Source organism: Streptomyces sp. V1I1 (genome assembly GCF_030817355.1).
In the GTDB taxonomy this organism is placed as follows: Bacteria; Actinomycetota; Actinomycetes; order Streptomycetales; family Streptomycetaceae; genus Streptomyces.
On the sequence record NZ_JAUSZH010000001.1, the window covers coordinates 6,793,779 to 6,820,034 of the forward strand.

At 70.2% G+C, this 26,256-nt stretch carries 22 protein-coding genes and 2 pseudogenes; 16 read left to right on the forward strand and 8 right to left on the reverse strand.

Annotated elements, in window-relative coordinates:
• Positions 1–8: 8 nt before the first annotated feature.
• From dop to prcA, 4 genes are all read left to right on the forward strand, one after another.
• Positions 9–1,520 carry a depupylase/deamidase Dop gene (gene dop, locus QFZ67_RS31815; RefSeq protein ID WP_356228988.1) on the forward strand — a complete coding sequence of 504 codons (1,512 nt, stop codon included), beginning with the start codon at positions 9–11 and terminating at the stop codon, positions 1,518–1,520.
• Between the two features lie 137 nt (positions 1,521–1,657).
• On the forward strand, positions 1,658–1,876 hold the full coding sequence (locus QFZ67_RS31820) for a ubiquitin-like protein Pup (RefSeq protein ID WP_215091412.1): 219 nt from the start codon (positions 1,658–1,660) through the stop codon (positions 1,874–1,876).
• 146 nt (positions 1,877–2,022) lie between these two features.
• Complete coding sequence (gene prcB / locus QFZ67_RS31825) at positions 2,023–2,868, forward strand: proteasome subunit beta (protein ID WP_307664493.1); 846 nt, start codon at positions 2,023–2,025, stop codon at positions 2,866–2,868.
• Positions 2,869–2,930: 62 nt separating this feature from the next.
• A complete protein-coding gene (gene prcA, locus QFZ67_RS31830; protein ID WP_307664494.1) occupies positions 2,931–3,704 on the forward strand; it encodes a proteasome subunit alpha in 774 nt (257 codons plus the stop codon).
• A 75-nt stretch (positions 3,705–3,779) separates the two neighbouring features.
• Here prcA and QFZ67_RS31835 read toward each other — a convergent pair whose 3' ends face one another.
• The gene (locus QFZ67_RS31835) at positions 3,780–4,835 is read right to left on the reverse strand and encodes a hypothetical protein (RefSeq protein ID WP_307664495.1); all 1,056 of its coding nucleotides are present in this window, start codon (positions 4,833–4,835) and stop codon (positions 3,780–3,782) included.
• A gap of 67 nt (positions 4,836–4,902) precedes the next feature.
• Positions 4,903–5,988: a LacI family DNA-binding transcriptional regulator gene (locus tag QFZ67_RS31840; RefSeq protein WP_307664496.1), complete on the reverse strand. Its 1,086-nt coding sequence runs from the start codon at positions 5,986–5,988 to the stop codon at positions 4,903–4,905.
• Between the two features lie 135 nt (positions 5,989–6,123).
• Between QFZ67_RS31840 and QFZ67_RS31845 the strand changes: the two genes are divergently transcribed.
• The 12 genes from QFZ67_RS31845 to QFZ67_RS31900 all read left to right on the forward strand — a co-directional run bounded on the left by QFZ67_RS31845 (position 6,124) and on the right by QFZ67_RS31900 (position 18,188).
• Positions 6,124–7,392 (forward strand): MFS transporter, encoded by a 1,269-nt coding sequence (locus tag QFZ67_RS31845; RefSeq protein WP_307664497.1) that lies wholly within the window; start codon positions 6,124–6,126, stop codon positions 7,390–7,392.
• 9 nt (positions 7,393–7,401) lie between these two features.
• On the forward strand, positions 7,402–8,763 hold the full coding sequence (gene pafA, locus QFZ67_RS31850) for a Pup--protein ligase (protein ID WP_215091400.1): 1,362 nt from the start codon (positions 7,402–7,404) through the stop codon (positions 8,761–8,763).
• 110 nt (positions 8,764–8,873) lie between these two features.
• Positions 8,874–9,815, forward strand: a complete 942-nt coding sequence (locus QFZ67_RS31855) for an FKBP-type peptidyl-prolyl cis-trans isomerase (RefSeq protein WP_307664498.1) — start codon at positions 8,874–8,876, stop codon at positions 9,813–9,815.
• Between the two features lie 71 nt (positions 9,816–9,886).
• Positions 9,887–10,261: an FKBP-type peptidyl-prolyl cis-trans isomerase gene (locus QFZ67_RS31860; protein ID WP_307664499.1), complete on the forward strand. Its 375-nt coding sequence runs from the start codon at positions 9,887–9,889 to the stop codon at positions 10,259–10,261.
• Between the two features lie 115 nt (positions 10,262–10,376).
• Entirely contained in the window at positions 10,377–11,333 is a 957-nt protein-coding gene (locus QFZ67_RS31865; protein ID WP_307664500.1) for a YafY family protein, read from the forward strand.
• Between the two features lie 17 nt (positions 11,334–11,350).
• The gene (locus QFZ67_RS31870) at positions 11,351–12,307 is read left to right on the forward strand and encodes a YafY family protein (RefSeq protein ID WP_307664501.1); all 957 of its coding nucleotides are present in this window, start codon (positions 11,351–11,353) and stop codon (positions 12,305–12,307) included.
• Positions 12,308–12,322: 15 nt separating this feature from the next.
• Positions 12,323–12,577 (forward strand): hypothetical protein, encoded by a 255-nt coding sequence (locus tag QFZ67_RS31875; protein WP_307664502.1) that lies wholly within the window; start codon positions 12,323–12,325, stop codon positions 12,575–12,577.
• Between the two features lie 18 nt (positions 12,578–12,595).
• On the forward strand, positions 12,596–12,793 hold the full coding sequence (locus QFZ67_RS31880) for a hypothetical protein (protein ID WP_307664503.1): 198 nt from the start codon (positions 12,596–12,598) through the stop codon (positions 12,791–12,793).
• 215 nt (positions 12,794–13,008) lie between these two features.
• Complete coding sequence (gene tatA / locus QFZ67_RS31885) at positions 13,009–13,302, forward strand: Sec-independent protein translocase subunit TatA (RefSeq protein ID WP_215091382.1); 294 nt, start codon at positions 13,009–13,011, stop codon at positions 13,300–13,302.
• A gap of 101 nt (positions 13,303–13,403) precedes the next feature.
• The gene (gene tatC / locus QFZ67_RS31890) at positions 13,404–14,303 is read left to right on the forward strand and encodes a twin-arginine translocase subunit TatC (protein ID WP_307666047.1); all 900 of its coding nucleotides are present in this window, start codon (positions 13,404–13,406) and stop codon (positions 14,301–14,303) included.
• A 44-nt stretch (positions 14,304–14,347) separates the two neighbouring features.
• Positions 14,348–15,262, forward strand: coding sequence for a diacylglycerol kinase (locus QFZ67_RS31895; RefSeq protein WP_307664504.1), 915 nt, complete (start codon positions 14,348–14,350; stop codon positions 15,260–15,262).
• Between the two features lie 94 nt (positions 15,263–15,356).
• A complete protein-coding gene (locus tag QFZ67_RS31900; RefSeq protein WP_307666048.1) occupies positions 15,357–18,188 on the forward strand; it encodes an RNA helicase in 2,832 nt (943 codons plus the stop codon).
• A 76-nt stretch (positions 18,189–18,264) separates the two neighbouring features.
• Here QFZ67_RS31900 and QFZ67_RS31905 read toward each other — a convergent pair whose 3' ends face one another.
• The 6 genes and pseudogenes from QFZ67_RS31905 to QFZ67_RS31930 all read right to left on the reverse strand — a co-directional run bounded on the left by QFZ67_RS31905 (position 18,265) and on the right by QFZ67_RS31930 (position 26,221).
• Entirely contained in the window at positions 18,265–18,660 is a 396-nt protein-coding gene (locus QFZ67_RS31905; protein ID WP_307664505.1) for a nuclear transport factor 2 family protein, read from the reverse strand.
• A 159-nt stretch (positions 18,661–18,819) separates the two neighbouring features.
• A pseudogene (locus QFZ67_RS31910) lies at positions 18,820–19,236 on the reverse strand (LLM class flavin-dependent oxidoreductase); the annotation flags it as partial.
• A gap of 167 nt (positions 19,237–19,403) precedes the next feature.
• Positions 19,404–21,083, reverse strand: coding sequence for an allophanate hydrolase (locus QFZ67_RS31915; protein ID WP_307664506.1), 1,680 nt, complete (start codon positions 21,081–21,083; stop codon positions 19,404–19,406).
• A gap of 195 nt (positions 21,084–21,278) precedes the next feature.
• Positions 21,279–24,803, reverse strand: a complete 3,525-nt coding sequence (locus tag QFZ67_RS31920) for a 5-oxoprolinase/urea amidolyase family protein (RefSeq protein WP_307664507.1) — start codon at positions 24,801–24,803, stop codon at positions 21,279–21,281.
• Positions 24,800–25,394, reverse strand: a pseudogene (locus tag QFZ67_RS31925) (urea amidolyase associated protein UAAP2). The gene QFZ67_RS31920 and the pseudogene QFZ67_RS31925 overlap by 4 nt, the downstream one beginning before the upstream one ends.
• Positions 25,391–26,221: an urea amidolyase associated protein UAAP1 gene (locus QFZ67_RS31930; protein ID WP_307664508.1), complete on the reverse strand. Its 831-nt coding sequence runs from the start codon at positions 26,219–26,221 to the stop codon at positions 25,391–25,393. The pseudogene QFZ67_RS31925 and the gene QFZ67_RS31930 overlap by 4 nt, the downstream one beginning before the upstream one ends.
• Between the last annotated feature and the right edge of the window lie 35 nt (positions 26,222–26,256).

A 26,256-nucleotide genomic window follows, 5' to 3' on the forward strand; every position in this document is an offset into this window, starting at 1 on the left:
AGGGCCGCATGACCGTACGGCGAGTAATGGGCATCGAGACGGAATACGGCATCTCCGTCCCTGGCCACCCGAACGCCAATGCCATGCTCACCTCGTCCCAGATCGTCAACGCCTACGCGGCGGCGATGCACAGGGCGCGGCGCGCCCGCTGGGACTTCGAGGAGGAGAATCCGCTGCGGGACGCCCGCGGCTTCGACCTCGCCCGCGAGGCCGCCGACTCCAGCCAGCTCACCGACGAGGACATCGGCCTGGCCAATGTGATCCTCACCAACGGTGCACGGCTGTACGTCGACCATGCGCACCCCGAGTACAGCTCACCCGAGGTCACGAACCCGCTCGACGCCGTCCTGTGGGACAAGGCGGGCGAGCGGATCATGGCGGAGGCCGCCGAGCGCGCCGCCCAGCTCCCCGGCGCCCAGCCGATCCACCTGTACAAGAACAACACCGATAACAAGGGCGCGTCCTACGGCACGCACGAGAACTACCTGATGAAGCGGGAGACCGCCTTCTCGGACATCGTGCGCCACCTGACGCCGTTCTTCGTCTCCCGGCAGGTCGTCACCGGCGCCGGACGGGTCGGAATCGGCCAGGACGGCCATGAACACGGCTTTCAGATCAGCCAGCGCGCCGACTACTTCGAGGTCGAGGTCGGGCTCGAGACCACGCTGAAGCGGCCCATCATCAACACCCGAGACGAGCCCCACTCCGACGCCGAGAAGTACCGCCGGCTGCATGTGATCATCGGCGACGCGAACCTGTCCGAGATCTCGACCTACCTCAAGCTGGGCACGACGGCTCTGGTCCTGTCGATGATCGAGGACGGCTTCATCGCGGTTGACCTGGCGGTCGACCAGCCGGTACGCACCCTGCACCAGGTCTCCCACGATCCGACCCTCAAGCGCCTGGTCACGCTGCGCAGCGGCCGGACACTCACCGCAGTCCAGCTTCAGATGGAGTACTTCGAGCTGGCCCGCAAGTACGTCGAGGAGCGCTTCGGCGCGGACGCCGACGACCAGACCAAGGACGTCCTGGTCCGTTGGGAGGACACCCTCAACCGGCTCGAGAACGACCCGATGAGCCTGTCCGGAGAGCTGGACTGGATCGCCAAGAAGGAGCTCATGGAGGGCTACCGGCGGCGGGACAGCCTGGGCTGGGACGCGGCGCGGCTGCACCTGGTGGACCTCCAGTACGCCGACGTACGCCCCGAGAAGGGCCTGTACAACCGGCTGGCGGCCCGCGGCAAGATGAAACGACTGCTGGACGAGCCGGACGTCGTACGGGCCGGGACGAAGCCCCCTGAGGACACCCGGGCGTACTTCCGCGGCCGCTGCCTGGAGCAGTACGCCGACGATGTGGCCGCGGCCTCCTGGGACTCGGTCATCTTCGATCTGCCCGGCCGTGACTCGCTGCAGCGGGTGCCGACCCTGGAGCCGCTGCGCGGTACGCGCAACCACGTCAAGGAGCTGCTGGACCGGTGTCGCACCGCGGAAGACCTGGTCCGGGTGCTGTCCGGGGGCTGAAATGGTTCTCGTCCGGGAATCATCGAGGTGGTCCCCGGACGTTGAGGCAAGTGCGGGGCCGATGTCGGACCCTGCTTGTAGGGTCTGATCTTGACCGAACGAACTCACGTCAGGGCAAACCGAGCGGGGTGAGGGATATGGCGACCAAGGACACCGGCGGCGGGCAGCAGAAAGCCACGCGTTCCACTGAGGAGACCGAGGAGCAGACGCAGGAGGCGCAGGCTTCGGAGGACCTCAAGGAGCGCCAGGACAAGCTGTCGGACGACGTCGACTCCGTACTGGACGAGATCGACGACGTCCTCGAGGAGAACGCCGAGGACTTCGTGCGTTCCTTCGTCCAAAAGGGCGGAGAGTAGAGCGCGTTGTCCGTCCCGGGTCGTCGGCGAAAGCCGGTGGCACCGGGGCGGATGACCGGCGACGGCGCGGGTAAGGTCCGTGCACAGTTCGAAAGATCGGCCCGCGCCCGAACATGGCGGGCCGCCGCCTATCCGGAAGGAAACGCGTGGAAGCCAACCCTCGTAGCACCGGGCGTCTGCCGGCAGCCTTCCTGACGCCCGGCTCGTCCTCGTTCATGGACTTCCTGGGCCAGCACTCCCCGGAGATGCTGCCCGGCAAGCGCGTCCTGCCGCCCGTACAGGGAGCCATCGAGGCACCGCACGGCACGACCATCGTCGCGACGACGTTCCCCGGCGGTGTGGTGCTCGCCGGTGACCGGCGGGCGACCATGGGCAACATGATCGCGCAACGCGACATCGAGAAGGTCTTCCCGGCCGACGAGTACTCGGCCGTGGGCATCGCCGGCACCGCCGGCCTCGCCGTGGAGATGGTCAAGCTCTTCCAGCTGGAGCTGGAGCACTTCGAGAAGGTCGAAGGCGCCCAACTCTCCCTGGAGGGCAAGGCGAACCGGCTCTCCACGATGATCCGCAGCAACCTCGGCATGGCCATGCAGGGCCTGGCCGTGGTGCCGCTCTTCGCGGGGTACGACGTCGACCGCGAGAAGGGCCGGATCTTCTCGTACGACGTCACAGGCGGCCGCTCCGAGGAGCACGGATTCGCGGCCACCGGTTCCGGTTCGATCTTCGCCCGCGGAGCGATGAAGAAGCTCTACCGCGAGGACCTGACGGAGCAGCAGGCCACCACCCTGGTCATCCAGGCGCTGTACGACGCGGCCGACGACGACTCGGCGACCGGCGGGCCCGATGTGGCCCGGCGGATCTATCCGATCGTCACCGTCATCACCGACGAGGGCTTCCGCAGGCTCACCGAGGCCGAGTCCTCCGAGATCGCCCGCTCGATTCTGGAGCGCCGCCTCGAACAGCCCGACGGCCCGCGCGCCGCGCTGCTCTGAGATGCTCCCAGCTACCGCTGGGAGGTGCCCCCTCGCTACTGACAGAAAGGGACGGATAGCCGGTGTCGACGCCGTTCTATGTGTCACCCCAGCAGGCCATGGCCGATCGGGCGGAATACGCCCGCAAGGGCATCGCCCGTGGTCGCAGCCTCGTCGTGCTGCAGTATTCCGACGGCATTGTCTTCGTCGGTGAGAACCCGTCCCGTGCGCTGCACAAATTCAGTGAGATCTACGACCGGATCGGCTTCGCCGCCGCCGGCAAGTACAACGAGTACGAGAACCTGCGGATCGGCGGCGTGCGCTATGCCGACCTGCGTGGTTACACCTACGACCGTGACGATGTGACGGCCCGCGGTCTCGCCAATGTCTACGCCCAGACGCTGGGCACTATCTTCTCCAGCGCGGCCGAGAAGCCGTACGAGGTGGAGCTGGTCGTCGCCGAGGTCGGCGCCACTCCCGAGGGCGACCAGATCTACCGGCTGCCGCACGACGGATCGATCGTGGACGAGCACGGCTCGGTCGCGGTCGGCGGCAGCGCGGAGCAGATCAGCACCTTCCTCGACCAGCGGCACCGCGACGGGATGTCGTTGGCCGAGGCCCTGAAGCTGGCCGTACAGGCCTTGTCCAACCAGACCAACGGCAGCGAGCGGGAGATCCCCGCGGACCGGCTGGAGGTCGCGGTGCTGGACCGTACGCGACCGCAGGCCCGGAAGTTCAAGCGCATCGTCGGACGGCAGCTGTCCCGGCTGCTGGAGGCCGATGGCGCCGCATCGACGCCGACGGACGCGCCGTCGGACACCGAGGAAACCGCGGAGACCGAGGGCGGCGAGGAGTAGCCCGTCGGCCCCTGCCGCTGAGCCGGCTGCGCCCCGGACCGCCCGTGCGGACCGGGGCGCAGCCGTATGCCCAGGTCAGGGGAGCGCCCAGCGGTGGAGGCGGGAGCGGTCCCGGGTGAGCCAGGTGCCGTCGCCGAGGGGGGTCACATCGCCGCCGACCGCCACCGGATACCGCACCCGGCCCAGCGGTAGGAGCGTCGCCGCGTCGCACAGCCAGTGACGCACCGACACCGGCCGCCCGGGCAGATAGATCCGGCCGGTGACCAGGACATGTGCGCCGTCGATCAGGTACGCGCCGGCGAACTCGTCGTTGTCGCGGTCGACCGCCAGCTCGCCGAGGTCGAACAGCACGGCCGGGTCGTCGGCGCCCACATCGTGGGACGCGAGCTCGTCGCGGTCGTCGTTGTACGCGATCCCCTCGGCGCGCCGGATGGTGAGCACCCGGGACGCGGCGGGCAGGAAGTCGATCACCTCGCGCATCGTCGTGCCGCCGCGGATGTGCAGCCCGTCGTGGCGCGGCTCGATCCACCAGGTCGACCAGCTGTACCAGGCCGTCCAGCAGGAGAGCGCGAGCAGCGAGCCGTCCGGATGCCACCGCTGCGTCACGTCCGAGGCGACGGCCCCGATCGGGCGGCGGGCCCGGAGGTCGCCGGACGCGGCGTCGAGGAGGAGCAGGGTGTCCCGCGCGTAGCGATGCCGGGGCGGGGTGTCCTGGACCAGTATCGCGGCGCGCTCGCCGATGGCGAGCGTCGGCACCAGGACGCTGACGAGACTGCCGTCCGGGCTCACGGCGGGCGGGCCGGGCGGGCGCGGGTCCCGGTGCCCGCCGTGCCAGCCGACGTGCCGCAGCTCCCAGCGGGTGGTGCCGTCGGGGCCGACGACGCGGATCCTGGAGCCCTCGGCGACGACGAGGGCTCCGCCGGGCAGCGGGGAGGCGGCGGCGCTCGGAGGGAGGCGCAGGGTGTGCGCGGGGGTGAGGGTGCCGGAGAGAAAGGTCTCCGCGTCGTGGATCTCCAGCCGCTCATCGGTTCTGACGACCAGCCGGTCCCGGGAGAGCGGTGTTACGGAGCCTGTCGCGGGGACCGTCCCGATCAGCGTCGCGTCGATCGGGGTCTCGGCCGTACTCGTCATGATCGTGATCGTTCCACGGCGGGTGTCGTGGGCTCAAGGCTGCTGGGTACGGACCATCCGGACGAGTTCAGACGGTCCGTGCGGGGGCCGAGGAGCCGCGTACGACGAGTTCGACCGGGAGGTCGCCCTCCTCGGGCGGACGGCCTTCGAGGACCGCGAGCAGGGCGGACATGCCGCGCTCGCCTACCCGTTCCGCGGGCAGGCTGACCGTGGTGAGCTCCGGCTCCACGGCGGTGGCGAGCGCGAGGTCGTCGAAGCCGGTGACGGACACGTCATCGGGGACCCGCAGGCCCAGTCGCCGTACGGCCTTGCAGGCCCCGGCGGCCAGGATGTCGTCGTCGCACACGATCGCGGTGGGCCGCGGCCCCGGACCGGTGAGCGCCCGCTCCGCGGCCTCGCGCGCGCCGGCCACGTCGAGGGGTGCCGGGACGGTCCGTACGACCGCGTCGGGGATGCCGCGCAGTGCCGTGGTGAGTGCCCGGGCCCGTACGTCGAAGGTCCAGGAGGACACGGCGGACGCGAGATGGATGAAGCGGCGATGGCCGAGCGCCAGCAGATGGGCCGACATCTGCCGCATGCCGTCGGCGATGTCGAGATTGACGTGGGCCGCGGCGCCCGGGTCGGCGGGGTCGCTGTCGAGCATCACCAGCGGGAGATCCGTACCGCGGATGGCGGTCAGGGCCTGGGCGGCCATGGAGGACGCGATCACACCGTCGAGCGCGGCGCGGGCCGAGGCGAAGGGGTCCTTGGCGGGGCCGACGCCCTCGGGGGAGGGGTAGAGCACCACGCCGAAGCCGTGCTCGGAAGCCACGGTGGCCGCGCCCGTGTAGACGCGGGCGAAGAACTCGTTGGTGAGGGCCGGCACCACGAGCAACGCGGTCCTGGTCCGCCCGAGCCGCAGATTGCGCGCGGCGAGGTTGGGCCGGTACCCGAGCTGGCGCGCGGCATCCCGTACGAGCCCGGCGGTGCGCTCGGAGACCCGGCCGCGCCACTTCTCGCCGAGGACGAGGGACACGGTGGCCTGCGATACACCGGCGACGCGGGCGACATCCCGGCTGGTGGGCCGGGGGGTGCCGACGCGGGGCCCGACCGCCTGGGGCGCCGCCTCCTGGCCCGATGCCGCGGGGTGGTCCTTGGGGGACCCATGTGCCATCGGTGCCGTCCTCAGCCGCAAGCCACTTGTTTCAGGTACGCCTCCGCGGTGGACCCGCGGACTGTCGACATGGTACGTATGACCGAGGACGTTATACGTAAAACCTCGGGTCGCGCCGGGGGAGAGGGGCGGAACATGGCCGCGGGAGCCACCGGCTACGCAGACATCCTCAGGGCGCCGCACGCCGCACGGCTGCTCACCGGGACGCTCGTGGGGCGGCTGCCCAACGCCACCGCCCCCGTGGCCATAGTCCTGTTCACCCGCGCCGAGGGCGGCAGCTACAGCCTCGCCGGCGGGCTCGCCGCCGTGTACGGCATAGCGACCGCGATAGGCCAGCCCCTCCTCGGCCGTGCCGTCGACCTGCACGGACAGCCGCGCGTCCAGTTCCCCGCCGCCGTCGTCTCCGCTCTCGGCATGGTGCTGCTCGCCGCCGCCGGCATCGGCGCGCTGCCCGTCGCGTACGCGGCCGCCGCCGTCGCGGGGGTCTTCACCCCGCCCCTCGAGGGCGGACTGCGCGCCCTGTGGCCCAGCGTCCTGGGCGGCGAGGACCGGGTGCACCGGGCCTACGCCATGGACGCCGTCGCGCAGGAGATCATGTTCACCGTCGGCCCGCTGCTGGTCACCCTGCTGGTCTCGCTCTGGTCGGCCGGCGCCGCCCTCCTGGTCATCAACGTCATCGGCGTTCTCGGCGCGCTCTCCGTCGTACTCTCCGAACCCTCCCGCGGCTGGCGCTCCGCACCCCGCGAGGCCCACTGGCTGGGCGCACTGCGCTCGCCCGGCCTGCTCGCCCTCCTCGGGTCCTTCTTCTTCGTCGGCCTGGCGCTCGGCTCGATCACCGTCGCCGGAGTCGCGTACGCCGACGACCAGGGCCGCGAGTCGGTGTACGGCTGGCTGATGGCGGCGCTCGGCCTCGGCGCGCTCATCGGCGGCGTGGCCTACGGCGCCCGCCAGTGGGCAGGCGCCCCCGAACGCCGCCTCCGCGTCATCGTCGGTCTGCTCGCGCTCGGCTATCTGCCGCTCGCGCTCACTCCCGGTGTGGTCGCCATGACCGTGCTCGCCGCCGTCTCCGGCCTCTTCCTCGCGCCCGCGATCGCCTGCGCCTTCATCGTCGTCGACCGGCACGCCCCGAGCGGTACCGTCACCGAGGCGTTCTCCTGGCTCGTCACCACCTTCGGCGTCGGCGCCGCGGTCGGAACCGCTGTCGCAGGTCCGGCGGTCGAGCTCGGCGGCACCGCCTGGAGCTTCGCGGTCGCGGGAGCCGGAGGTATCGCCGCACTGTTGGTTCTGACGGGCACTCAGCGGGTCCTCGCAGTTCCCGGCCGTAGCAAGGACATCGCAGGCTCATCGGAAAATGATCGAAACGGTGCTGCCGAACCCGGTTTCAGCTCAGGCCGTGAGGCGTAATGTTCAGACATGGACCGCCGCATTTTCGGGCTGGAGAACGAGTACGGCGTCACGTGCACGTTCAGGGGACAGCGCCGACTGTCACCTGACGAAGTGGCGCGCTACCTCTTCCGCCGTGTTGTCTCATGGGGCCGCAGCAGCAATGTCTTCCTGCGGAACGGCGCCCGCCTCTACCTCGACGTGGGTTCGCATCCGGAATACGCAACTCCCGAATGCGACAACGTGACCGAACTGGTCACCCACGACAAGGCCGGCGAACGCATCCTCGAAGGCCTGCTCGTCGACGCCGAACGCCGCCTGCACGAGGAGGGAATCGCGGGCGACGTCTATCTCTTCAAGAACAACACCGACTCGGCGGGAAACTCCTACGGCTGCCACGAGAACTATCTCGTCGCCCGCCACGGAGAGTTCTCCCGGCTGGCGGACATCCTCATTCCGTTCCTGGTCACCCGTCAGCTGCTGTGCGGCGCGGGCAAGGTGCTGCAGACCCCGCGGGGCGCGGTCTACTGCGTCAGTCAGCGCGCCGAGCACATCTGGGAGGGCGTCAGCTCCGCCACCACCCGCTCGCGCCCGATCATCAACACCCGCGACGAGCCGCACGCCGACGCCGAGCGCTACCGCCGCCTCCATGTCATCGTCGGCGACTCGAACATGTCCGAGACGACGATGCTGCTGAAGGTCGGCGCGACCGATCTCGTACTGCGCATGATCGAGGCGGGCACCGTGATGCGCGATCTGACCCTGGAGAACCCCATCCGGGCGATCCGCGAGGTCAGCCACGACATCACCGGCCAGCGCAAGGTGCGCCTGGCCAGCGGCCGCGAGGCCTCCGCCCTCGAAGTCCAGCGCGAGTACTACGAGAAGGCCGTGGACTTCGTCGAGCGGCGCGGGATCCGCACCGGCACCGTCGAGCAGGTCCTGGAGCTCTGGGGTCGCACGCTCGACGCGATCGAGGCCGAGGACCTCGACCGGATCGGCACCGAGATCGACTGGGTCATGAAGTACAAGCTCATCGAGCGATACCGCGCCAAGCACAACATGACCATGTCGCATCCGCGAGTCGCCCAGATAGACCTCGCCTACCACGACATCCACCGCAGGCGCGGGCTGTACTACCTGCTGGAGCGCAAGGGCCAGGCCGCCCGGATCTGCAACGACCTGAAGATCTTCGAGGGCAAGTCCGTGCCCCCGCAGACCACCCGGGCCCGGCTGCGCGGCGATTTCATCCGCCGGGCGCAGGAGCAGCGGCGGGACTTCACCGTCGACTGGGTGCACCTCAAGCTCAATGACCAGGCGCAGCGCACCGTGCTGTGCAAGGACCCCTTCCGGTCGGTCGACGACCGGGTGGAGAAGCTCATCGCCGGCATGTAGCCCACAAGCCGGTGCAACGCCACTCGGGCCCCGTACGTTCCTCGTGCGGGGCCCTTGGCACGCCCTAGAGTGTCGGGCAACTACTGTGCCGTCTGAGATCTGAGGAACACGTGCGCCGACTTGCCGGCCTTCTCGTCGTCCCCCTGCTGCTGCTGTCCACAGCGGCGTGCGGCAGCGACGACAAGGGCTCCGACTCCATCTCGTCCAAGAATGGACTGCCCGCGATCACCGCCGGAGCCAAGTTCGGCGAGAAGCCGACACTGGCGAAGGGCGAAGGTGATCCGCCCAAGGAGCTGAAGGTCGAGACGATCAGCGAGGGCAAGGGCGCGACGCTGAAGAAGGGCGACCCGGTCCAGGTCAACTACCTCGGCCAGAGCTGGGACTCGGACAAGCCCTTCGACAACAGCTTCGACCGCAAGCAGCCGTTCGACCTCACGCTGGGCGCCGGCGGCGTCATCCAGGGCTGGGACAAGGGCCTCGTGGGCCAGAAGGTCGGCAGCCGTATCGAGATGTCGATCCCGCCGGAGCTCGGCTACGGCGCGCAGGGCCAGGGCGACATCAAGCCGAACGCGACCCTCGTCTTCGTCATCGACATCCTGAAGTCCACCCCCGTGCCGCTGTCCGCCAAGGGCACCGAGGTCGCCCAGGACAACATCGACCTGCCGAAGGTGGGCACCAACACCGACGGCAAGGCCCCCTCGGTCACCTTCCCCAAGTCCGCCGACGCGCCGAAGAAGCTCGTCTCCAATTACGTCCTTGAGGGCACGGGCCCCGTGCTGACGGCGAAGGACACCGTCGTCGTGAAGTACGAGGCGTACCTCTGGGACGGCGCCAAGAAGTTCGACAGCACCTATCAGGCCGGAAAGACCCAGACTTTCCCGCTGGGGCAGGTGACGCTCAAGGGCCTCAAGGACGGCGTCGTCGGCAAGAAGATCGGCAGCCGCATCCTGCTCGTCATCCCGCCGGACCAGGCATTCGGGGACAAGGAGCAGCAGGGCATCCCGAAGAACTCGACGCTGGTCTTCGCCGTGGACCTGCTGACCAAGGTGTAAGCACCAAGGGGTCGGCACGAAGGTGTAAGACTGTCCTGGTTGCCCCGTTCATCATTTAGAGGAGCAGTTCAGTGAGCATCGAGAAGCCCGAGATCGACTTCCCGGGTGGCGAGCCGCCGGCCGACCTGGAGATCAAGGACATCTGGGAGGGTGACGGCCCGGTGGCCAAGGCGGGCGACACCGTCTCCGTCCACTACGTTGGCGTGGCCTTCTCCACCGGCGAGGAGTTCGACGCGTCCTGGAACCGCGGCACTCCCCTGCAGTTCCAGCTCGGCGTCGGCCAGGTCATCTCCGGCTGGGACCAGGGCGTGCAGGGCATGAAGGTCGGCGGCCGTCGCCAGCTGATCATCCCGGCGCACCTCGCGTACGGCGACCGCGGCGCCGGTGGCGGCACTATCGCCCCCGGCGAGACGCTGATCTTCGTCTGTGACCTGGTCGCCGTCTGACCACGTACGGACAGTGAACGAGGGCCCATGCCTTGTGGCATGGGCCCTCGGCTTTTGCCCCGGCGCTCCCGAGCGGTACGGTCAACGATCGGAAGCACTTTGAGGAAGGGCGTCGATGGCCATTGCCAAGGCCGAGCGGCTGATGAATCTGGCGCTGTGCCTGCTGGGGACCCGCCGCCCGCTCAGCAAGCGCGAACTGCGCGGTTCCATCGAGGCCTACCTCGAGGCAGGTTCCGACGACTCCTTCAACCGGATGTTCGAGCGCGACAAGGATGATCTGCGCGAACTCGGCCTGGTCATCGAGACGGTGGAGAATCTCGACGGCGACACCGGCTATCTCGCCCGCCGCGACTCCAACCGGCTGCCCGCCATCACGCTCGACGCCGAGGAGGCCGCCGCCCTCGGCCTCGCCGCCAAGGTCTGGCAGCAGGCGCGGCTCGCCGGAGCCGCCAGCGGCGCCCTGCAGAAGCTGCGCGCGGCAGGCATGCCCGAGGCCGAGGATTCGTACGAGGCGCACCACAGTGCACTCGAACCCCGCATCCCCGTCCATGAGGCCGCCTTCGAGCCTTTGATGCTCGCCTGCCGCGACCGCCGCCCGGTCGTCTTCGACTACCGCAAGGCGAACGCCGCGCGCCCCGAGCCGCGCCATGTCGAGCCATGGACGCTCGAGTGCTGGCGCGGCCACTGGTATCTGGCGGGCTGGGACCGCGACCGCGGCGCCGAGCGGGTCTTCCGTCTCTCCCGCATCACCGGCCGGGTCCGCTCGCGCGCCGGCTCCTTCACCGCGCCCGTGCCCGACGTCGTCACCGTCCGGGAGACCGTCGAGAGCTGGGCGGGGGAGACCGCGACCCGCTCCGCGCGGATCCGGCTGCGCACGGACTGCGGCTATCCGCTGCGCTCAAGAGCCCAGTCGATACGGGAACTCGGGGACGGCTGGGACGAGTTGGAGATTCCGTACGGACACGGGCTCGATGCCTGGCTTGTGGAGTTCGGCCCGGACGTCGTCGTACTGGAGCCCGCGGATCTGCGGGCCGATGTGGTGGACCGGCTGCGCGCCGTGGCCAAGGGCTGAGGGGGACTCGTACATCCATGGCCGCCAATGCCATTGACCAGACCCGGCGGATGCTCTCGCTGGTGACCTATCTGCGGGAGCGTCCCGGCGCGCGCGTCGGCGACGTCGCCCGCGCCTTCGGGATCACCGAGGACGAGCTGATCTCCGACCTCGACGTACTGCCGATGTGCGGGACGAGCTTCCGCGGCGGCGATCTGCTCGACATCGACACCGACGGTGAGCGCATCTGGTGGCACAACCCCGACGATGTCGCCGAGCCGCTGCGGCTCGCTGCCGACGAGGCGACCGCACTGCTGGTCGCCGCGCGCGCCGTGGCCACGCTGCCGGGGCTGCGTGAGAGCGACCGGGAAGCGCTGCTGCGGGCCACCGCCAAGCTGGAGACCGCGGCGGGCGAGGCGGCGGGCGCCAGCTCCCGGCTGTCGGTGACCTTCGAGTCCGAGGGCGGCGTCTTCGCCGACGTCGACCGGGCGATCTCGGAGCGGCGGCGCCTGTGGCTGAAGTACTACTCGCCCGCGCGTGACGAGCTCACCGAGCGCGAGGTCGACCCGATCCGGCTCTTCGCCGTGGGACACACGTATATGGAGGCCTGGTGCCGTCTCTCCGAGGCGCGCAGGACCTTCCGCCTCGACCGGGTGGCGGAGATCAGGCTGCTGGACGCGCCCGCGGCCCCGCCCGAGCTGGAGCTGCGCGATCTGTCGGAGGGGCTGGTGCAGCCGTCCGCGGACGATCCCGAGGTCGTGGTCGAGGTCGGACCCGGGGGGCGCTGGGTCGCGGAGTACTACCCGCACGACAGCGCGGACGAGCTGCCGGACGGCGGTCTGCGGATCACTTTGCGTACGCCTGAGCCTGCCTCGCTGCGCCGGCTGGCGCTGCGGCTGGGGCAGGACGGGCGGATCGTCTCGCCGCAGGACCTGGCGGACAGCGCCCGGCTGGCGGCGCGCGCGGCGCTCGCGGCCTACGACGGTCAGGAATAGGGAGACTCGCGCCATATGTCTGTGATGTCAGGAATCGCGGCCCACGTGGGACCGGTCCTCTTCAAGGCCGCCTGCCCCGACTGCCGCGCCCGCTTCGAGCTCTCGGCGGGGGCCCTGCGACTGGCGATCGGCGCGAGCGCGCGGACCACGTTCTACTCCTTCACCTGCCCGGAGTGCGGGTCGGCGGTCCGCAAGCCGGCGGGGGAGCGCATCGTCGAACTCCTCACCGGCGGCGGCGTGCGGACGCTTCGCCTCCACTCCTCCCTCTGAGACGTCTAGGCTCTGCCCATGCTCTGGCCCATGCTCGCCATCGCCCTCGGCTTCCTCGGGATCGCCGTGCTCGGCATCCTCGGCATCCGGGTCTTCATCGAGGCCCAGCGGCTGGGCCGTGAGGTGGCCCGCACGACTGAGCGGATCAACCGTGCGGCGGAGGATCTGGAGAACGCGGCGACGGATCTGGCGCGCACGGGCGAGGCCTTGCGGTAAGGCGGGTGCACCCTGATGCGTGGGCGACTCGGGCGGTAGGCTGATAAGTGGCGGCAACAGGCAATGAGGCGCCGGCCGCGACGGGAGTATGCAAGGGGATTGCCCTGCGTTTACCCGTGAGAGTTACGATCGCAGCCGGTCGCGGTTCGGACACCAGTCCACCGCGATCAGCAGCTCAGCCCCATGCCGCCTCGCTGAGAAGGTAGACACCAGCTATGTTCCGACAGATCGGTCCCCTTGAGATCAGTCTCATCCTTCTCGTCGTCGTCTTGCTCTTCGGGGCCAAGAAGCTTCCCGAGATGGCCCGTTCGCTGGGTAAGTCCGCCCGGATCCTGAAGAGTGAAGCGAAGGCGATGAAGTCCGAGGGCCAGCCGGCCGCCACTCCGGCCGACCCGCCGCAGGACCCGGCCCAGGGTCAGGCCGCCCCTCGTACGATCCAGGCGTCGCCCGGCGACGTGACGAGCGCTCGCCCCGTCAACGAGCCCACCGACACCACCCCCCAGCGCTGACCCCAAGGCCGCCGATCACGGCCTGCCGCACGAGATGAGGACGTGGGTTGCTCAAGCCTGCCCGCTCGAAACAGAAGCAGGAGAAGGACCCCGAAGGGCGCATGCCACTCGCGGACCATCTGCGTGAGCTGCGCAACCGGCTTGCCAAGGCGATGCTGGCGATCACGATCGCGTCCGTCGTGGCTGCGTTCTACAGCCAGGACCTGATGCGGATCCTGGCCTCGCCGGTCCACGCCTGTGAACAGGGACAGCTTCAGACCGGCGGCAAGTGCGCCACGATCGTGTACACCGACCTGTTGTCGCCGTTCACCACCACGGTGAAGGTCGTCATGATGGCCGGCATCATCGCGGCCTGCCCGGTCTGGCTGTACCAGCTGTGGGCCTTCGTGGCCCCGGGCCTGCACAAGAAAGAGAAGAAGTACACCTACTTCTTCGCCGCCGCGGCCGTTCCGCTCTTCGCCGCGGGTGCCTATCTCGCATTCGTGATCATGCCGGTGAGCATGAGTGTGCTGCTGAGCATCACCCCCGACACCGCCGCGAACTTCCTCGAGGTCGACAAGATCCTGGACTTCGCCGTCCGCATGGTGCTGATCTTCGGGTTCTCCTTCGAGCTGCCGCTGCTGCTGATCATGCTGAACGCGGCAGGCGTCGTGACCGGACGCCGGATGGCCGGCTGGTGGCGCGGTGTCGTCATGGGCATCTTCGTCTTCGGGGCGATCGCCACCCCGTCCACCGACCCCCTGGGCATGATCGCGCTGGCGGGACCGATCATCGTGCTGTACTTCATCGCGGTGGGCATCGCGCTGCTCAACGACCGGCGGCGACGCCGTCACGACCCCGACGCCGAACTCGACGACGACGAGGCATCCGAGCTCGACCTCGCTCCCGAAGCTGTCGGCGAGATCGAAGCCGTATCAGCCTCCAGGGCCCTGCCCGAGCAGGCGAGCGGTGAGGCCGACGGACGTTCCCACCGGCTCAACGGTTACGACGACATCACCTGATCTTGTATGGTCCTCCCCCCAGACTCCGTCCAGGGGGACCCCCAGTGACCAGCGAGATCACCCTTTTCGTCAATCCCACCGCGGGACGCGGCCGGGGCGCTCATGCCGCGCAGCCGGCCGCTCGTGTGCTGCGCGAGGCCGGATTCTCCGTGCGTACCGTCCTCGGCGAGGACGCCGACGATGCCCTGCGGCGGGCGCGCGAAGCCGTCGGTGGGGGGACCGGGGCTCTCATAGCCGTCGGTGGGGACGGGATGATGTCGCTCGCCCTGCAAGCCGTCGCCGGGACCCGGACGCCGCTCGGTGTCGTCGCCGTCGGGACCGGCAATGACTTCGCCCGCGCGCTCGGGCTGCCCGTGCGGCAGCCTGCCGCCGCCGGGCGGATCGTGGCCGAGGCGCTCAAGGGCGAGCAGATCCGGGACGTGGACCTCGGGCGCGTGGGGCGGAAGTGGTTCGGAACCATCCTCGCCTCCGGGTTCGACTCGCGTGTCAACGACCGCGGGAACCGGATGCGGTGGCCCAGCGGGCGCTTCAAGTACGACCTGGCGATGGTCGCCGAGCTGGCGGCCTTCAAGCCCATCCCGTACCGCATCACCCTCGACGACGGGGAGGTGCGCGAGATCGAGGCCACCCTCGTCGCCGTCGGCAACGGATCCTCCTACGGCGGCGGCATGCGGATCTGCTCCGGCGCGCGCGTGGACGACGGGCTGTTCGACGTGACCGTGGTCGGGGACTGTACGCGTACGACGCTGCTCAAGGTCTTTCCGCAGGTCTACAAGGGGACGCACCTCAACCACCCCAAGGTGACCACCCATCGCGTCCGCACGATCACGCTCCAGGCGGAGGGAGTCACCGGGTATGCCGACGGCGAACCGATGGGCGCGCTGCCGCTGACCGCGGAGTGCGTTCCGGGCGCCGTGCGGGTGCTCGCTCCGGTACGTAGCCCGGCGATCGACCGGTGATCGGCCGGTGATTGCCCGGTGATTGCCGGGTGATTGCCCGGTCAATTAAAGGTCGCGCTCACTGTCAGAGGTGACGGGTAGGCTCGTGAGCAAGATGACCGAGGACCTCTCTCCCGCTGAGCGCTATGCCGCCGCCCGCATCCGCGCTGTTGAGGAGGCCACTGCGCTGGCCCCCTTCCGCGCGATGTACGAATTCGACCTGGACCCCTTCCAGATCGAGGCCTGTCAGGCCCTGGAGGCGGGTAAGGGCGTGCTCGTCGCCGCGCCCACCGGCTCGGGCAAGACCATCGTCGGCGAATTCGCCGTCCACCTGGCCCTTCAGCAGGGCCGCAAGTGCTTCTACACCACGCCCATCAAGGCCCTGTCCAACCAGAAGTACACCGACCTCGTCAGGCGCTACGGCGCGGACAAGGTCGGCCTGCTCACCGGCGACAACAGCGTCAACTCCGAAGCCCCCGTGGTCGTGATGACCACCGAGGTGCTGCGCAACATGCTCTACGCGGGCTCGCAGTCGCTGCTCGGCCTCGGCCATGTGGTGATGGACGAGGTGCACTACCTCTCCGACCGCTTCCGCGGCGCCGTGTGGGAGGAAGTGATCATCCACCTCCCCGAGTCGGTGACGCTGGTGTCACTGTCGGCGACTGTTTCCAACGCGGAGGAGTTCGGCGACTGGCTGGACACCGTCCGCGGCGACACCGAGGTGATCGTCTCCGAGGAGCGGCCCGTCCCGCTGTGGCAGCACGTCATGGCCGGCCGCCGGATGTACGACCTCTTCGAGGAGGAGACCGACCACGGCGGCCGCGGCTCCGCCCGGCGCGAGGTCAACCCCGATCTCGTACGCCTGGCGCGGATGGAGAACCAGCGCACGTACAACCCCAAGGACCGCCGCCGCGGCAAGATGGTGCGCGAGGCGGACCGTGAGCGGGAGCGGCGCCAGCGCACCCGGATCTGGACGCCAGGGCGGCCCGAGGTCATCGAGCGGCTCGACGCCGAAGGGCTGCTGCCCGCGATCACCTTCATCTTCAGCCGGGCGGGCTGCGAGGCCGCCGTACAGCAGTGCATGTACGCGGGACTGCGGCTGAACGACGACGACGCGCGGCTCAAGGTGCGCGAGATCGTCGAGGAGCGGACCGCCGTCATCCCCACCGAGGACCTGCATGTCCTTGGCTATTACGAGTGGTTGGAGGGCCTTGAGCGCGGCATCGCCGCGCACCACGCCGGCATGCTGCCGACGTTCAAGGAAGTCGTCGAAGAGCTCTTCGTGCGCGGTCTGGTGAAGGCCGTCTTCGCCACCGAGACGCTGGCGCTCGGCATCAACATGCCTGCCCGCTCCGTGGTGTTGGAGAAGCTCGTCAAGTGGAACGGCGAGCAGCACGCCGACATCACCCCCGGCGAGTACACCCAACTCACCGGCAGGGCAGGACGGCGCGGCATCGACGTCGAGGGCCACGCCGTGGTGCTGTGGCAGCGGGCGATGGACCCGGCCGCGCTCGCGGGACTCGCGGGCACCCGCACCTACCCCCTGCGCTCCAGCTTCAAGCCCTCGTACAACATGGCGGTCAACCTTGTGCAGCAGTTCGGGCGGCACCGCTCGCGCGAGCTGCTCGAGACGTCGTTCGCGCAGTTCCAGGCGGACAAGTCGGTCGTCGGCATCTCCCGTCAGGTGCAGAAGAACGAAGAGGGACTCGAGGGCTACCGCGAGGGCATGACCTGCCACTTGGGCGACTTCGAGGAGTACGCGCGGCTGCGCCGCGAGCTCAAGGACCGCGAGACGGAACTGGCCAAGCAGGGCGCGGCCCAGCGGCGGGCCGCCGCCGCCTCCTCGCTGGAGAAGCTGAAGCCCGGCGATGTCATCCACGTCCCCACCGGCAAGTTCGCGGGCCTTGCGCTCGTCATCGACCCGGGCATCCCGGCGGGCCGCACCAACGGACACCGCGGCGGCTTCGAGTACCACGACGGACCCCGGCCGCTCGTGCTGACCGCTGAACGGCAGGTCAAGCGGCTGGCGTCGATGGACTTCCCGGTGCCGGTCGAGGCGCTGGAGCGGATGCGGATCCCGAAGTCCTTCAACCCGCGCTCGCCGCAGTCCCGTCGCGATCTGGCCTCCGCGCTGCGGACGAAAGCCGGGCACATAGTGCCCGAGCGGCACCGCAAACAGCGGGCGGCCGCCGCCGACGACCGCGAGATCGCGCGGCTGCGCACCGAGCTGCGCGCGCATCCCTGCCACGGATGCGACGAGCGCGAGGACCATGCGCGGTGGGCGGAGCGGTACCACCGGCTGCAGCGCGACACCCGGCAGCTGGAGCGGCGCATCGAGGGCCGGACGAACACCATCGCCCGTACCTTCGACCGCATCGTGGCGCTGCTCACCGAGCTGGACTATCTGCGCGGCGACGAGGTCACCGAACACGGCAAGCGCCTCGCGCGGCTCTACGGCGAGCTGGATCTGCTGGCCAGCGAGTGCCTGCGCGACGGGGTGTGGGAGGGGCTCAGCCCGGCCGAACTGGCCGCGTGCGTCTCGGCGTTGGTGTACGAGGCGCGGCAGGCGGACGACGCGGTCGCGCCCAAGGTCCCGGCGGGCAAGGCGAAGGCCGCGCTCGGCGAGATGATCCACATATGGGGCCGGCTGGACGGCCTGGAGGAAGAGTTCAAGATCAACCAGGCGGAGGGCGTCGGACAGCGCGAACCCGATCTCGGCTTCGCCTGGGCCGCGTACCAGTGGGCATCCGACCGGAGCCTGGACGAGGTGCTGCGCGAGGCGGAGATGCCCGCCGGAGACTTCGTCCGCTGGTGCAAGCAAGTGATCGATGTGCTTGGACAGATCGCGGCGGCGGCGCCACGTGAGGGCAGCACAGTCGCGAAGAACGCCCGCAAGGCGGTCGACGCTCTGCTGCGGGGTGTGGTGGCGTACAGCTCCGTGGGCTGAGCGGCGATACGTACGACGGTCCGGTTCACCGCAAGCCGGTGAACCGGGCCGTCAGCGTCCGGTCGGCTCCGGGAAGTCAGCCCCAGAACCTGTCCTCTTCGTCGAGGTCCTCGGTGCACTCGTCGATGTCGGTGATCTTTCCGCCGACGATGGTGAAGAAGAGACCCTCGCGGATCTCGATGCCGTGGTCGCCGCGGTCGGCCCGCATCGTGTGAAGTGACATGGCGTGCCCGCGCCCGTCGGCCAGCACCGATTCCAGCTGGATCTGCATCGTCCCGTCGGTCTCCTCGCCGAGCCTGCGGTACAGCTGGAGAACGGCATCGAGGCCCTTGTGGTGGCCGGAGAGCGGGTTGTTGCCCGGCACGTGGTGGACGACGTCCTTCGTCATCAGGGAGCCGAGTGTCTCCATGTCACCCGACACGAACGCTGCGTAACCCTGGCGTACAAGGGCGCAGTCCGGGTGTTCAGCCATAGTGATTCACCCCTTTCATCCCTATGAATGCCCCTTTCCTACATCCTCCGCCGGGTGTGGAGGGCTGTCCACGCAGGCGTCACGCGGCGGACGTGACCGCGTCCCGCTCGGCGACTTCCTCGCGCACGATCGGGATCACGTGGCGGCCGAAGTCGATCGCGTCGTCCAGCACGTCGTAGCCGCGGGCGGAAAGGATCTCCACTCGTCCTTGGTGAGGAAGTCGCCCTCGCGCTGCTGCTCGTGGTCGTTGCCGCCGGTGATGAAGTGGACGGCGAGCCGGCCGTCGCTGATCAGGTCGAGGGTGGCGAAAGTCTTCGCGGCGAAGGTCGGGTACGAGACGTTCGGGCGGTGCGCGACGAGGATCTGGAGCTTCTCGGTGCGCGCCGCGGTGCACGCCGCGGCGGGGGACGGGTCGGGCGAACCGGAGCCGTACGTGAACAGGACGCGGTCCCAGCCGTGGTCCTCATGGGCCCGGGCGAGCTTGAGTGTGTACTCCTTGTCGAAGGACGGGCCGGAGCGGGCCGTGACTTCGGAGCCTTCATTGGTTGCTGCGATGCCGAGAAACTCGACGGGCATGGTGCGGCCTCATATCTCGCGATGCGATGACGTGGTGGGTTGGTCGGTGTGGAGCCGTCAGAGGCAACACGAGGCGGACTACACACGACCGAAGTCGATGTGGTCGCGGGTGACCAGCCGCAGCCGAGGACGCATATGCCCAGTGGGACAGGTGCGTTGGGGCCGAGTCAACTGTTCCTGTAGGCCCGCCAGCCGCCGTACTCGGTGATGTCTTCTGCCTCGTCGAGGGCGGCGGGTTCGCAGAGGAAACCGGGGGCGGTGGTGCCGTCGGCGAGCTCTACCCGCCCGATTGCCATGGGCCGGGGGAGGGCGGCGGTGAGCGCGCCGAGGCCTTCCGGGGGCAGCTCCCAGATCTCGGCCTCGATTGACTGTCCGTTGTCCGTGCCCACGTGGACGAGGCCCGGCTTGGGCGGGTCGGTGCGCAGGGCGAAGAGCCGGTAGGCGGGGGCGGTTGTGGTTGTGGCTTTGAACATCGCGCCGAGGACGAGGAGTTGGGGGTTGAGCGGCTGGCCGGTGAGGTGGGCGCCGACGACGGCGAGGCGGGTGGGCGGGGTGAGGTTCGCCGCGATCCGGGCGAGTCGGTCGTCCGTGCCGGCCGGGCCGACCAGCATGACGCCGAACGGGCGGCCGTCCACGTCGCCGGCCGGGACTGCGACCGCGGCGAGGTCGAAGAGGTTCGTGGAGTTGGTGAACCGGCCGAGGCGGGCGTTGGCGCCGATCGGGTCGGCGGCGACGTCGTCGAGGGTGGGGTGGCCGGGGGCGGTGGGCAGCAGGAGCGCGTCCGCGTCTGTGGTGGCGAGGGCGGCCATAGCCTGGTCGCGGAGGGTGGCGAGGCCGGCCTGGTCGGCGAAGAGCTGGTGGGCGGGGATGTCGCGGGCGCGGCGGATGATGGCGGCGACGGTGGGGTCGAGGGTGGGGGTGGCGGTGGGGTTCGCGATGGGGTCGAGGTCGTTTGTCGCCTTGTCGATGAATGCGCCTACGGCGGTGTAGCGCTCGGCGACGAACGCGCCTTCGTAGAGCATCGCGGCGGCGTCGGTGAAGGGCGTGAGGTCGATGGCTCCGAGCTGCGCCCCGGCGGCCGCGAGGCGTGCCGCCGCCGCTTCGTACGCCTTTGCCCAGCCGTCGTCCATCTCCCCGAGCTGCTCGGTCGACGGCACGGCGATCCGCCAGGGGCCGGGGGTGCGGGGCGCTGGTTCGCGGGCCGGACCTGTGGAGATGAGGGCGAGGGCGAGCTCGGCCTCGGGGAGCGTACGGGCGAACACGCTGACGCAGTCGAGGCTGGCGCAGGCGGGGACGATGCCGTCGGTGGTGACGAGGCCGCGGGTGGGCTTCAGCCCGACGATGCCGTTGAACGCGGCGGGGACGCGGCCGGAGCCTGCGGTGTCCGTGCCGAGCGCGATGTCGGCGATGCCGAGGGCGACGGCGACGGCGGATCCGGAACTGGATCCGCCGGCCACGCGGGTGGGGTCGGCGGCGCTGCGCACCGCGCCGTAGGGCGAGCGGGTGCCGACCAGGCCGGTGGCGAACTGGTCCATGTTCGTGCTGCCGAGCACGACGGCGCCGGCGGCCTTGAGCCGGGCGACGGCGGGGGCGTCGGCGGGTGGGTCGTACGCGTACGAGGGGCAGCCGGCGGTGGTGGGGAGGCCCTCGACGTCGATGTTGCCCTTCACTGCGAGGGTGCGCCCGGCGAGGGGGAGGTGCGCGCCGGCGGCGAGTCGGTCGTCGATGTCGCGGGCGTCGGCTTCGGCGTCGGCGCGGGGACGGAGGGTGATCCAGATGTCGGTGCGGTCGGTGCGGTGGATGAGGTCGTAGGCGGCGCGGATGCGGGTGAGGGCGGGGGTGGGCATGGGGGGCGGCTCCTTGGGGGTGCGGGCGGTTGGGGTGCGGCTGGGGATGTCCCCCATCCCGCCCCTTCCCTGAACTGGGGGCTTCGCCCCCAGACCCCAGTCCTCAATCTCCCCCAGACTTCGTCCGGGGGCCCCAACGGGCTGAATTCAGCCCCGCCGGCGATTGAGGCGCGGGGTCCGGGGCGGAGCCCCGGTTCAGGGGTTCGTCGGGGTCAGGATGGCCAGCGGGGTGCCCGCTTCCACCTGGGTGCCGGGGGCGACCAGGAAGCGGGTGACACGCGCCGCGTACGGAGCGCGGATGCGGGATTCCATCTTCATGGCCTCCAGGGTCAGCAGTGGCTGGCCCGTCGAGACCTCCGCTCCCGGTTCGGCGTTCAACTGCCAGACCGATGCCGCGAATTCGGCCTCCAGCACCTGGCTGCCCGGTGGGACGTCCAGTTCGGCGTCCGGGGCAGGGGGCGCGGTGGACGTGGCCGCTCGGGCGAATTCGCCCGACGCTTCCCAGGCGTCGCGTTCTTCGGCGAAGGCGCGTGCCTGGCGGCTGCGGAAGGAGGCGATCGAGGGTGCGTTGTCGGCGAGGAAGCGCCGGTAGTCCGCCAGGGAGAACGTCCCTTCCTCGATACGCGGCGTGAACCGGCCCGCCGCCATGTCCGCCCGTAGCTCCAGGAGTTCCTCCGCGTCCACCGGGTACCACTTGATCCGGTCGAAGAAGCGCAGTAGCCAGGGTCGTTCCTGCCAGCGCGACCACACCTGGGTCGTACGGCCAACGAACTGGTAGCCGCCCGGCCCCTCCATGCCGTACACGCACAGATACGCGCCGCCGATGCCGACCGAGTTCTCCGCGGTCCAGGTCCTCGCCGGGTTGTACTTCGTCGTCACCAGGCGGTGGCGCGGATCCAGCGGAGTGGCTACCGGGGCGCCCAAGTAGACGTCGCCCAGCCCCAGTACGAGGTACTCCGCGTCGAAGACCGTGCGGTACACGTCGTCGACCGAGTCGAGGCCGTTGACCCGGCGGATGAACTCGATGTTCCACGGACACCAGGGCGCGTCGTCCCGTACGCCCGCCATATAGCGGGCGATCGCCTCCCGGGTCGCCGGATCGTCCCAGGACAGCGGGAGATGGACTGTGCGAGAAGGGACGACAAGGGCATCGGTGGGCGGGAGCCTGGACTCGATGCGGGTCAGCACGGACAGCAGCGTCCGCTGCGGGAGGACGTCGGGGTCGGTGTGGATCTGGAGCGAGCGGATGCCCGGGGTCAGGTCCACCACACCCGGCAGGCCCTCCGCCGCCACTGCCTCGGCCAGCGCGTGGACCCGCATCCGCAGAGCGAGGTCGAGCTGCATCTCGCCGTACTCGACCAGTACGTTGTCGTCTCCGCTGCGGCGGTACGTGACCGACTCGCCCCGCCCCAGAATCCCGCCGTCGAGGATGTCCGGGCGCGGCGCGCCGTCGGCCGTCACCGGCAGGAAGGTGACCGTGTCGCCCGGGCGCAGCTGGCCCAGCTTCCAGCGTTCGGCCTTCAGGATCGTCGCCGGGCAGACGAAGCCGCCGAGCGACGGGCCGTCCGGGCCCAGCAGGACCGGCATGTCGCCGGTGTAGTCGACCGCGCCGACCGAGTACGGCGTGTCGTGGATGTTGGAGGGGTGCAGGCCCGCCTCGCCGCCGTCCGTGCGTGCCCAGCGCGGCTTCGGGCCGATCAGCCGTACCCCGGTGCGCGCCGAGTTGAAGTGGACCTTCCACTCGGCGGCGTAGAAGTCGTGGATGTCCTCCTCGGTGAAGAACTCGGGCGCGGCGTGCGGGCCTTCGGCCGCCGCGATGTGCCAGACGTCGTTGAAGGACGGGCGGTCGGAGTGCGGGACGTGCGCGCCCGGCGGCGTGGCCGCGCCGCCGTGGAGGACGTCGCCCGTACGCAGCTGACGGCCGCCGTGTCCCCCGAAGCGGCCCAGCGTGAACGTGGCCGCGCTGCCCAGGAAGTCCGGCACGTCCAGGCCGCCGCCCGCGAAGAGGACATAGGTGCGCAGGCCACGGTCGGCGGGCGCGCCGATGGCCAGCGACGCGCCCGCGGGGACGGTGAACGGCTCCCACTGCGCGGCCGGTTCGCCGTCCACCGTGACCGGCGCCGGCGCGCCCGTCACGCAGACCGTCGTCGCGTGGCTGAAGCGCAGCGTCGGGCCCTGGAGCGTGCACTCCAGACCGGGCGCGCCCTCGTCGTTGCCGAGCGACCGGTTCCCGAGACGGAAGGAGCGGTCGTCCATCGGCCCGGACGGTGGGACGCCGACCTGCCAGTAGCCGGTGCGGCCAGGCCAGTCCTGGACGGTGGTGAGGGTGCCCGATGCCATGACCTCGATACGTGGCGTGGGGTCGGCGATGGTCGCCAGGGTCGCGGTGGTGTGCCCGGCGGCCCGTACGGACGCGTCCGCGAGCGCCGCCCGCACCAGGCCCAGGTTCGTCTCGATGCCGTCGACGCGCGTCGCCGCCAGCGCGGAGTCCAGCCGGGCGAGGGCGTCGGCGCGATCGGTTCCGTACGCCACGACCTTGGCCAGCATCGGGTCGTACGCCGTTGTGATCTCCGTCCCCGTCTCGATCCACGCGTCGACGCGAACGCCCGAGGGATCCGAGGGACTCGGGGACTCCTGGGGGAGGGCCACCCGGGTCAGCAGCCCGGCACTCGGACGGTGGTCGCGGCTGGGGTCCTCGGCGTAGAGGCGCGCCTCCACGGCATGGCCGCGCGGTGCGCCGGGCTCTCGTACGACCGAGGTCTCGCCCTGCGCGAGGCGCAGCATCCACTCGACGAGGTCGACGCCGTAGATCTCCTCGGTCACCGGGTGTTCCACCTGGAGGCGGGTGTTGACCTCCAGGAAGTACGCCTCCTCGCGGGCCGCGTCGTACACGAACTCGACCGTGCCGGCCGAGCGGTAGTCGACCGATGCGCACAACTTCCGTGCGGATACGGCCAGTTGCAACCGTACGGCGTCGGTCAGGCCCGGCGCCGGGGCCTCCTCGACCACCTTCTGGTTGCGGCGCTGGAGCGAGCAGTCGCGGTCGCCGAAGGTGACGACCCGGCCCTCACCGTCGCCGAAGACCTGCACCTCGACATGGCGGGCGTGCTCGACGAGTCGCTCCAGGAAGACCCCGGCCGAGGAGAAGGAGGCCGCGGCGACGCGCTGCACGCGCTCCCACGCGTCGGCCAGGCCCTCGGCGTCGTACACCGCTTGCATGCCGATGCCTCCGCCGCCGCCCGTGGCCTTGAGCATGACGGGAAAGCCGATCCGGTCCGCGGCCACCAGCGCGGCGTCGAGCCCGGTCAGCAGCCCGGTACCGGGGGCAAGCGGCACGCCGGCGGCCTCGGCTGCGGCCCGTGCGGTGTGCTTCGCGCCGAAGAGCTCCAACTGCTCGGCGGTCGGCCCGACGAAGACGATCCCGGCATCCTCGCAGCGGCGTGCGAAGTCCGCGTCCTCGGAAAGGAAGCCGTAACCGGGGTGGATGGCGCCCGCGCCGGTGTCCTTCGCGGCTTTGAGTACGAGATCGGCGTCGAGGTACGACTCCTTGGCGGGCGCAGGCCCGAGCCGTACCGCCTCGTCGGCGAGCCGGACATGGGGCGCGGAGCGGTCGGGGTCGGAGAAGACCGCGACCGTACGCAGCCCGAGGCGGCGGGCGGTGCGGATGATGCGTACGGCGATCTCGCCGCGATTGGCGACCAGCAGCGTGTCGAAGGTCATGCCGTCGTCCCAATCGTCATCTCCACGGCGGTCGGCTCGAAGCCGTTGCAAGGGTTGTTGATCTGCGGGCAGTTGGAGACGAGGACCAGGACGTCCCTCTCGGCGCGCAAGGTCACCCGCAGCCCCGGGGCGGATATCCCGTCCACGATGCCGAGCGTGCCGTCCTTCTCGACGGGCACGTTCATGTACCAGTTGATGTTGGAGACCAGATCGCGCTTGCCGAGGCCGTAACGCGCGCCCTCCGCGAGGAAGTTGTCGACGCACGCGTGCTGCGACCAGGTGTGGTGGCCGTAGCGAAGGGTGTTGGACTCCTTGGAGCAGGCACCGCCGACTGTGTCGTGGCGGCCGCAGGTGTCCTCGGTGACGGTCATCAGCGGGGTGTGCTCGTTCGACATCAGCACGCTGCCCGTGGTGAGGAAGATGTTGCCCTGGGCGTGGACGGGTGTCGGCGGCGCTGTAGCGGACCGCGGTGTCATGGGCGTCGTAGACGAGGAAGTCCACGGCCTGGTTGCCGTGCAGATCGGTGATGGTCAGCTGCTCGCCGGCGCGGACGACGGCGGACCAGGCGGCGTGTGCGGGTACGACTGTCATGACTGGCCCCTTGCGGCAAGGAAATCGGCGGTGTTCGCGTAGGCGCGGCGGCCCTCGGGAGTGGCCTCCCAGAGCGGGTCGCCGGGCGTGGTGGGGGCGGCGCGCCAGGCCAGCACCTCCAGCGGGGTACTGACGTACGACGGGCGCGGGTCCAGCGGATGCGGGACGTTCGCGATCAGCACGGTCAGATCCTGCTCGGCGCGGAGCGTGACCGAGGCGCCGGGGCCTGCGGAGCCGGTGAATTCGAGGGTGCCGTCGTCGCGCACCTCCACGCCCTGGAAGAAGGAGAGGGAGGGCGGCAGATCGCGCGGCTCCAGGCCGTTCTTGAGCGCGGCGAGTGTGAGGAGCTCGCGGCCTGCGGGGGATGCGGACTGGGGGGTCCCGTCTCCGTACCGGTGGGTGTTCCGTACGAGGGTGGAGGTGCCGCACAGCGCGTCGTGGCGGCCGGCGGTGTCGGCGATCAGGGTCGCGAGTACTCGCCCCTGGTCGGACAGCAGGAGCCCGCCGGCGCGGAGGTAGGCGTTCCACTGGACCTTGACCGTGTCGGCGGCGTTGAGGCGTTCCCAGGGGCGGCCGTCGACGTACAGGAGCAGATGGGCGCAGGCGTCCCCGCCCGGGTCGGTGAGGCGCAGCTCAGTGCCCCGGGCGAGGACGCGGTGCGTGTAGTTGCCGCCGGCGACGGTCTCCGCCCACACCAGATACCCGGCCTCGCAGGGCGGCTCGGGCCAGTCGGTGGCAGGCACCACGGGCATGGCCTCGGCGCGTGCGCCCTCCTGGGCGCGGGCGTGATCGCGGGCCCCGTATGTCGTCCTCGTCGCGGTCGCCATGGCGGTGTGCCTCCTCCGGCTCGGCGGTCATTTCT

What these genes read in the sequence shown, in the direction of transcription:
- QFZ67_RS31920 (WP_307664507.1), bottom strand. Translation starts at nt 24,803, where the DNA reads ATGACCTTCGACACGCTGCTGGTCGCCAATCGCGGCGAGATCGCCGTA.
- QFZ67_RS31835 (WP_307664495.1), bottom strand. Translation starts at nt 4,835, where the DNA reads ATGACGAGTACGGCCGAGACCCCGATCGACGCGACGCTGATCGGGACG.
- QFZ67_RS31875 (WP_307664502.1), top strand. Translation starts at nt 12,323, where the DNA reads ATGTCTGTGATGTCAGGAATCGCGGCCCACGTGGGACCGGTCCTCTTC.
- QFZ67_RS31840 (WP_307664496.1), bottom strand. Translation starts at nt 5,988, where the DNA reads ATGGCACATGGGTCCCCCAAGGACCACCCCGCGGCATCGGGCCAGGAG.
- QFZ67_RS31870 (WP_307664501.1), top strand. Translation starts at nt 11,351, where the DNA reads ATGGCCGCCAATGCCATTGACCAGACCCGGCGGATGCTCTCGCTGGTG.
- QFZ67_RS31880 (WP_307664503.1), top strand. Translation starts at nt 12,596, where the DNA reads ATGCTCTGGCCCATGCTCGCCATCGCCCTCGGCTTCCTCGGGATCGCC.
- dop (WP_356228988.1), top strand. Translation starts at nt 9, where the DNA reads ATGACCGTACGGCGAGTAATGGGCATCGAGACGGAATACGGCATCTCC.
- QFZ67_RS31820 (WP_215091412.1), top strand. Translation starts at nt 1,658, where the DNA reads ATGGCGACCAAGGACACCGGCGGCGGGCAGCAGAAAGCCACGCGTTCC.
- QFZ67_RS31930 (WP_307664508.1), bottom strand. Translation starts at nt 26,221, where the DNA reads ATGGCGACCGCGACGAGGACGACATACGGGGCCCGCGATCACGCCCGC.
- QFZ67_RS31845 (WP_307664497.1), top strand. Translation starts at nt 6,124, where the DNA reads ATGGCCGCGGGAGCCACCGGCTACGCAGACATCCTCAGGGCGCCGCAC.
- QFZ67_RS31900 (WP_307666048.1), top strand. Translation starts at nt 15,357, where the DNA reads ATGACCGAGGACCTCTCTCCCGCTGAGCGCTATGCCGCCGCCCGCATC.
- tatC (WP_307666047.1), top strand. Translation starts at nt 13,404, where the DNA reads ATGCCACTCGCGGACCATCTGCGTGAGCTGCGCAACCGGCTTGCCAAG.
- QFZ67_RS31865 (WP_307664500.1), top strand. Translation starts at nt 10,377, where the DNA reads ATGGCCATTGCCAAGGCCGAGCGGCTGATGAATCTGGCGCTGTGCCTG.
- QFZ67_RS31915 (WP_307664506.1), bottom strand. Translation starts at nt 21,083, where the DNA reads ATGCCCACCCCCGCCCTCACCCGCATCCGCGCCGCCTACGACCTCATC.
- pafA (WP_215091400.1), top strand. Translation starts at nt 7,402, where the DNA reads ATGGACCGCCGCATTTTCGGGCTGGAGAACGAGTACGGCGTCACGTGC.
- QFZ67_RS31905 (WP_307664505.1), bottom strand. Translation starts at nt 18,660, where the DNA reads ATGGCTGAACACCCGGACTGCGCCCTTGTACGCCAGGGTTACGCAGCG.
- tatA (WP_215091382.1), top strand. Translation starts at nt 13,009, where the DNA reads ATGTTCCGACAGATCGGTCCCCTTGAGATCAGTCTCATCCTTCTCGTC.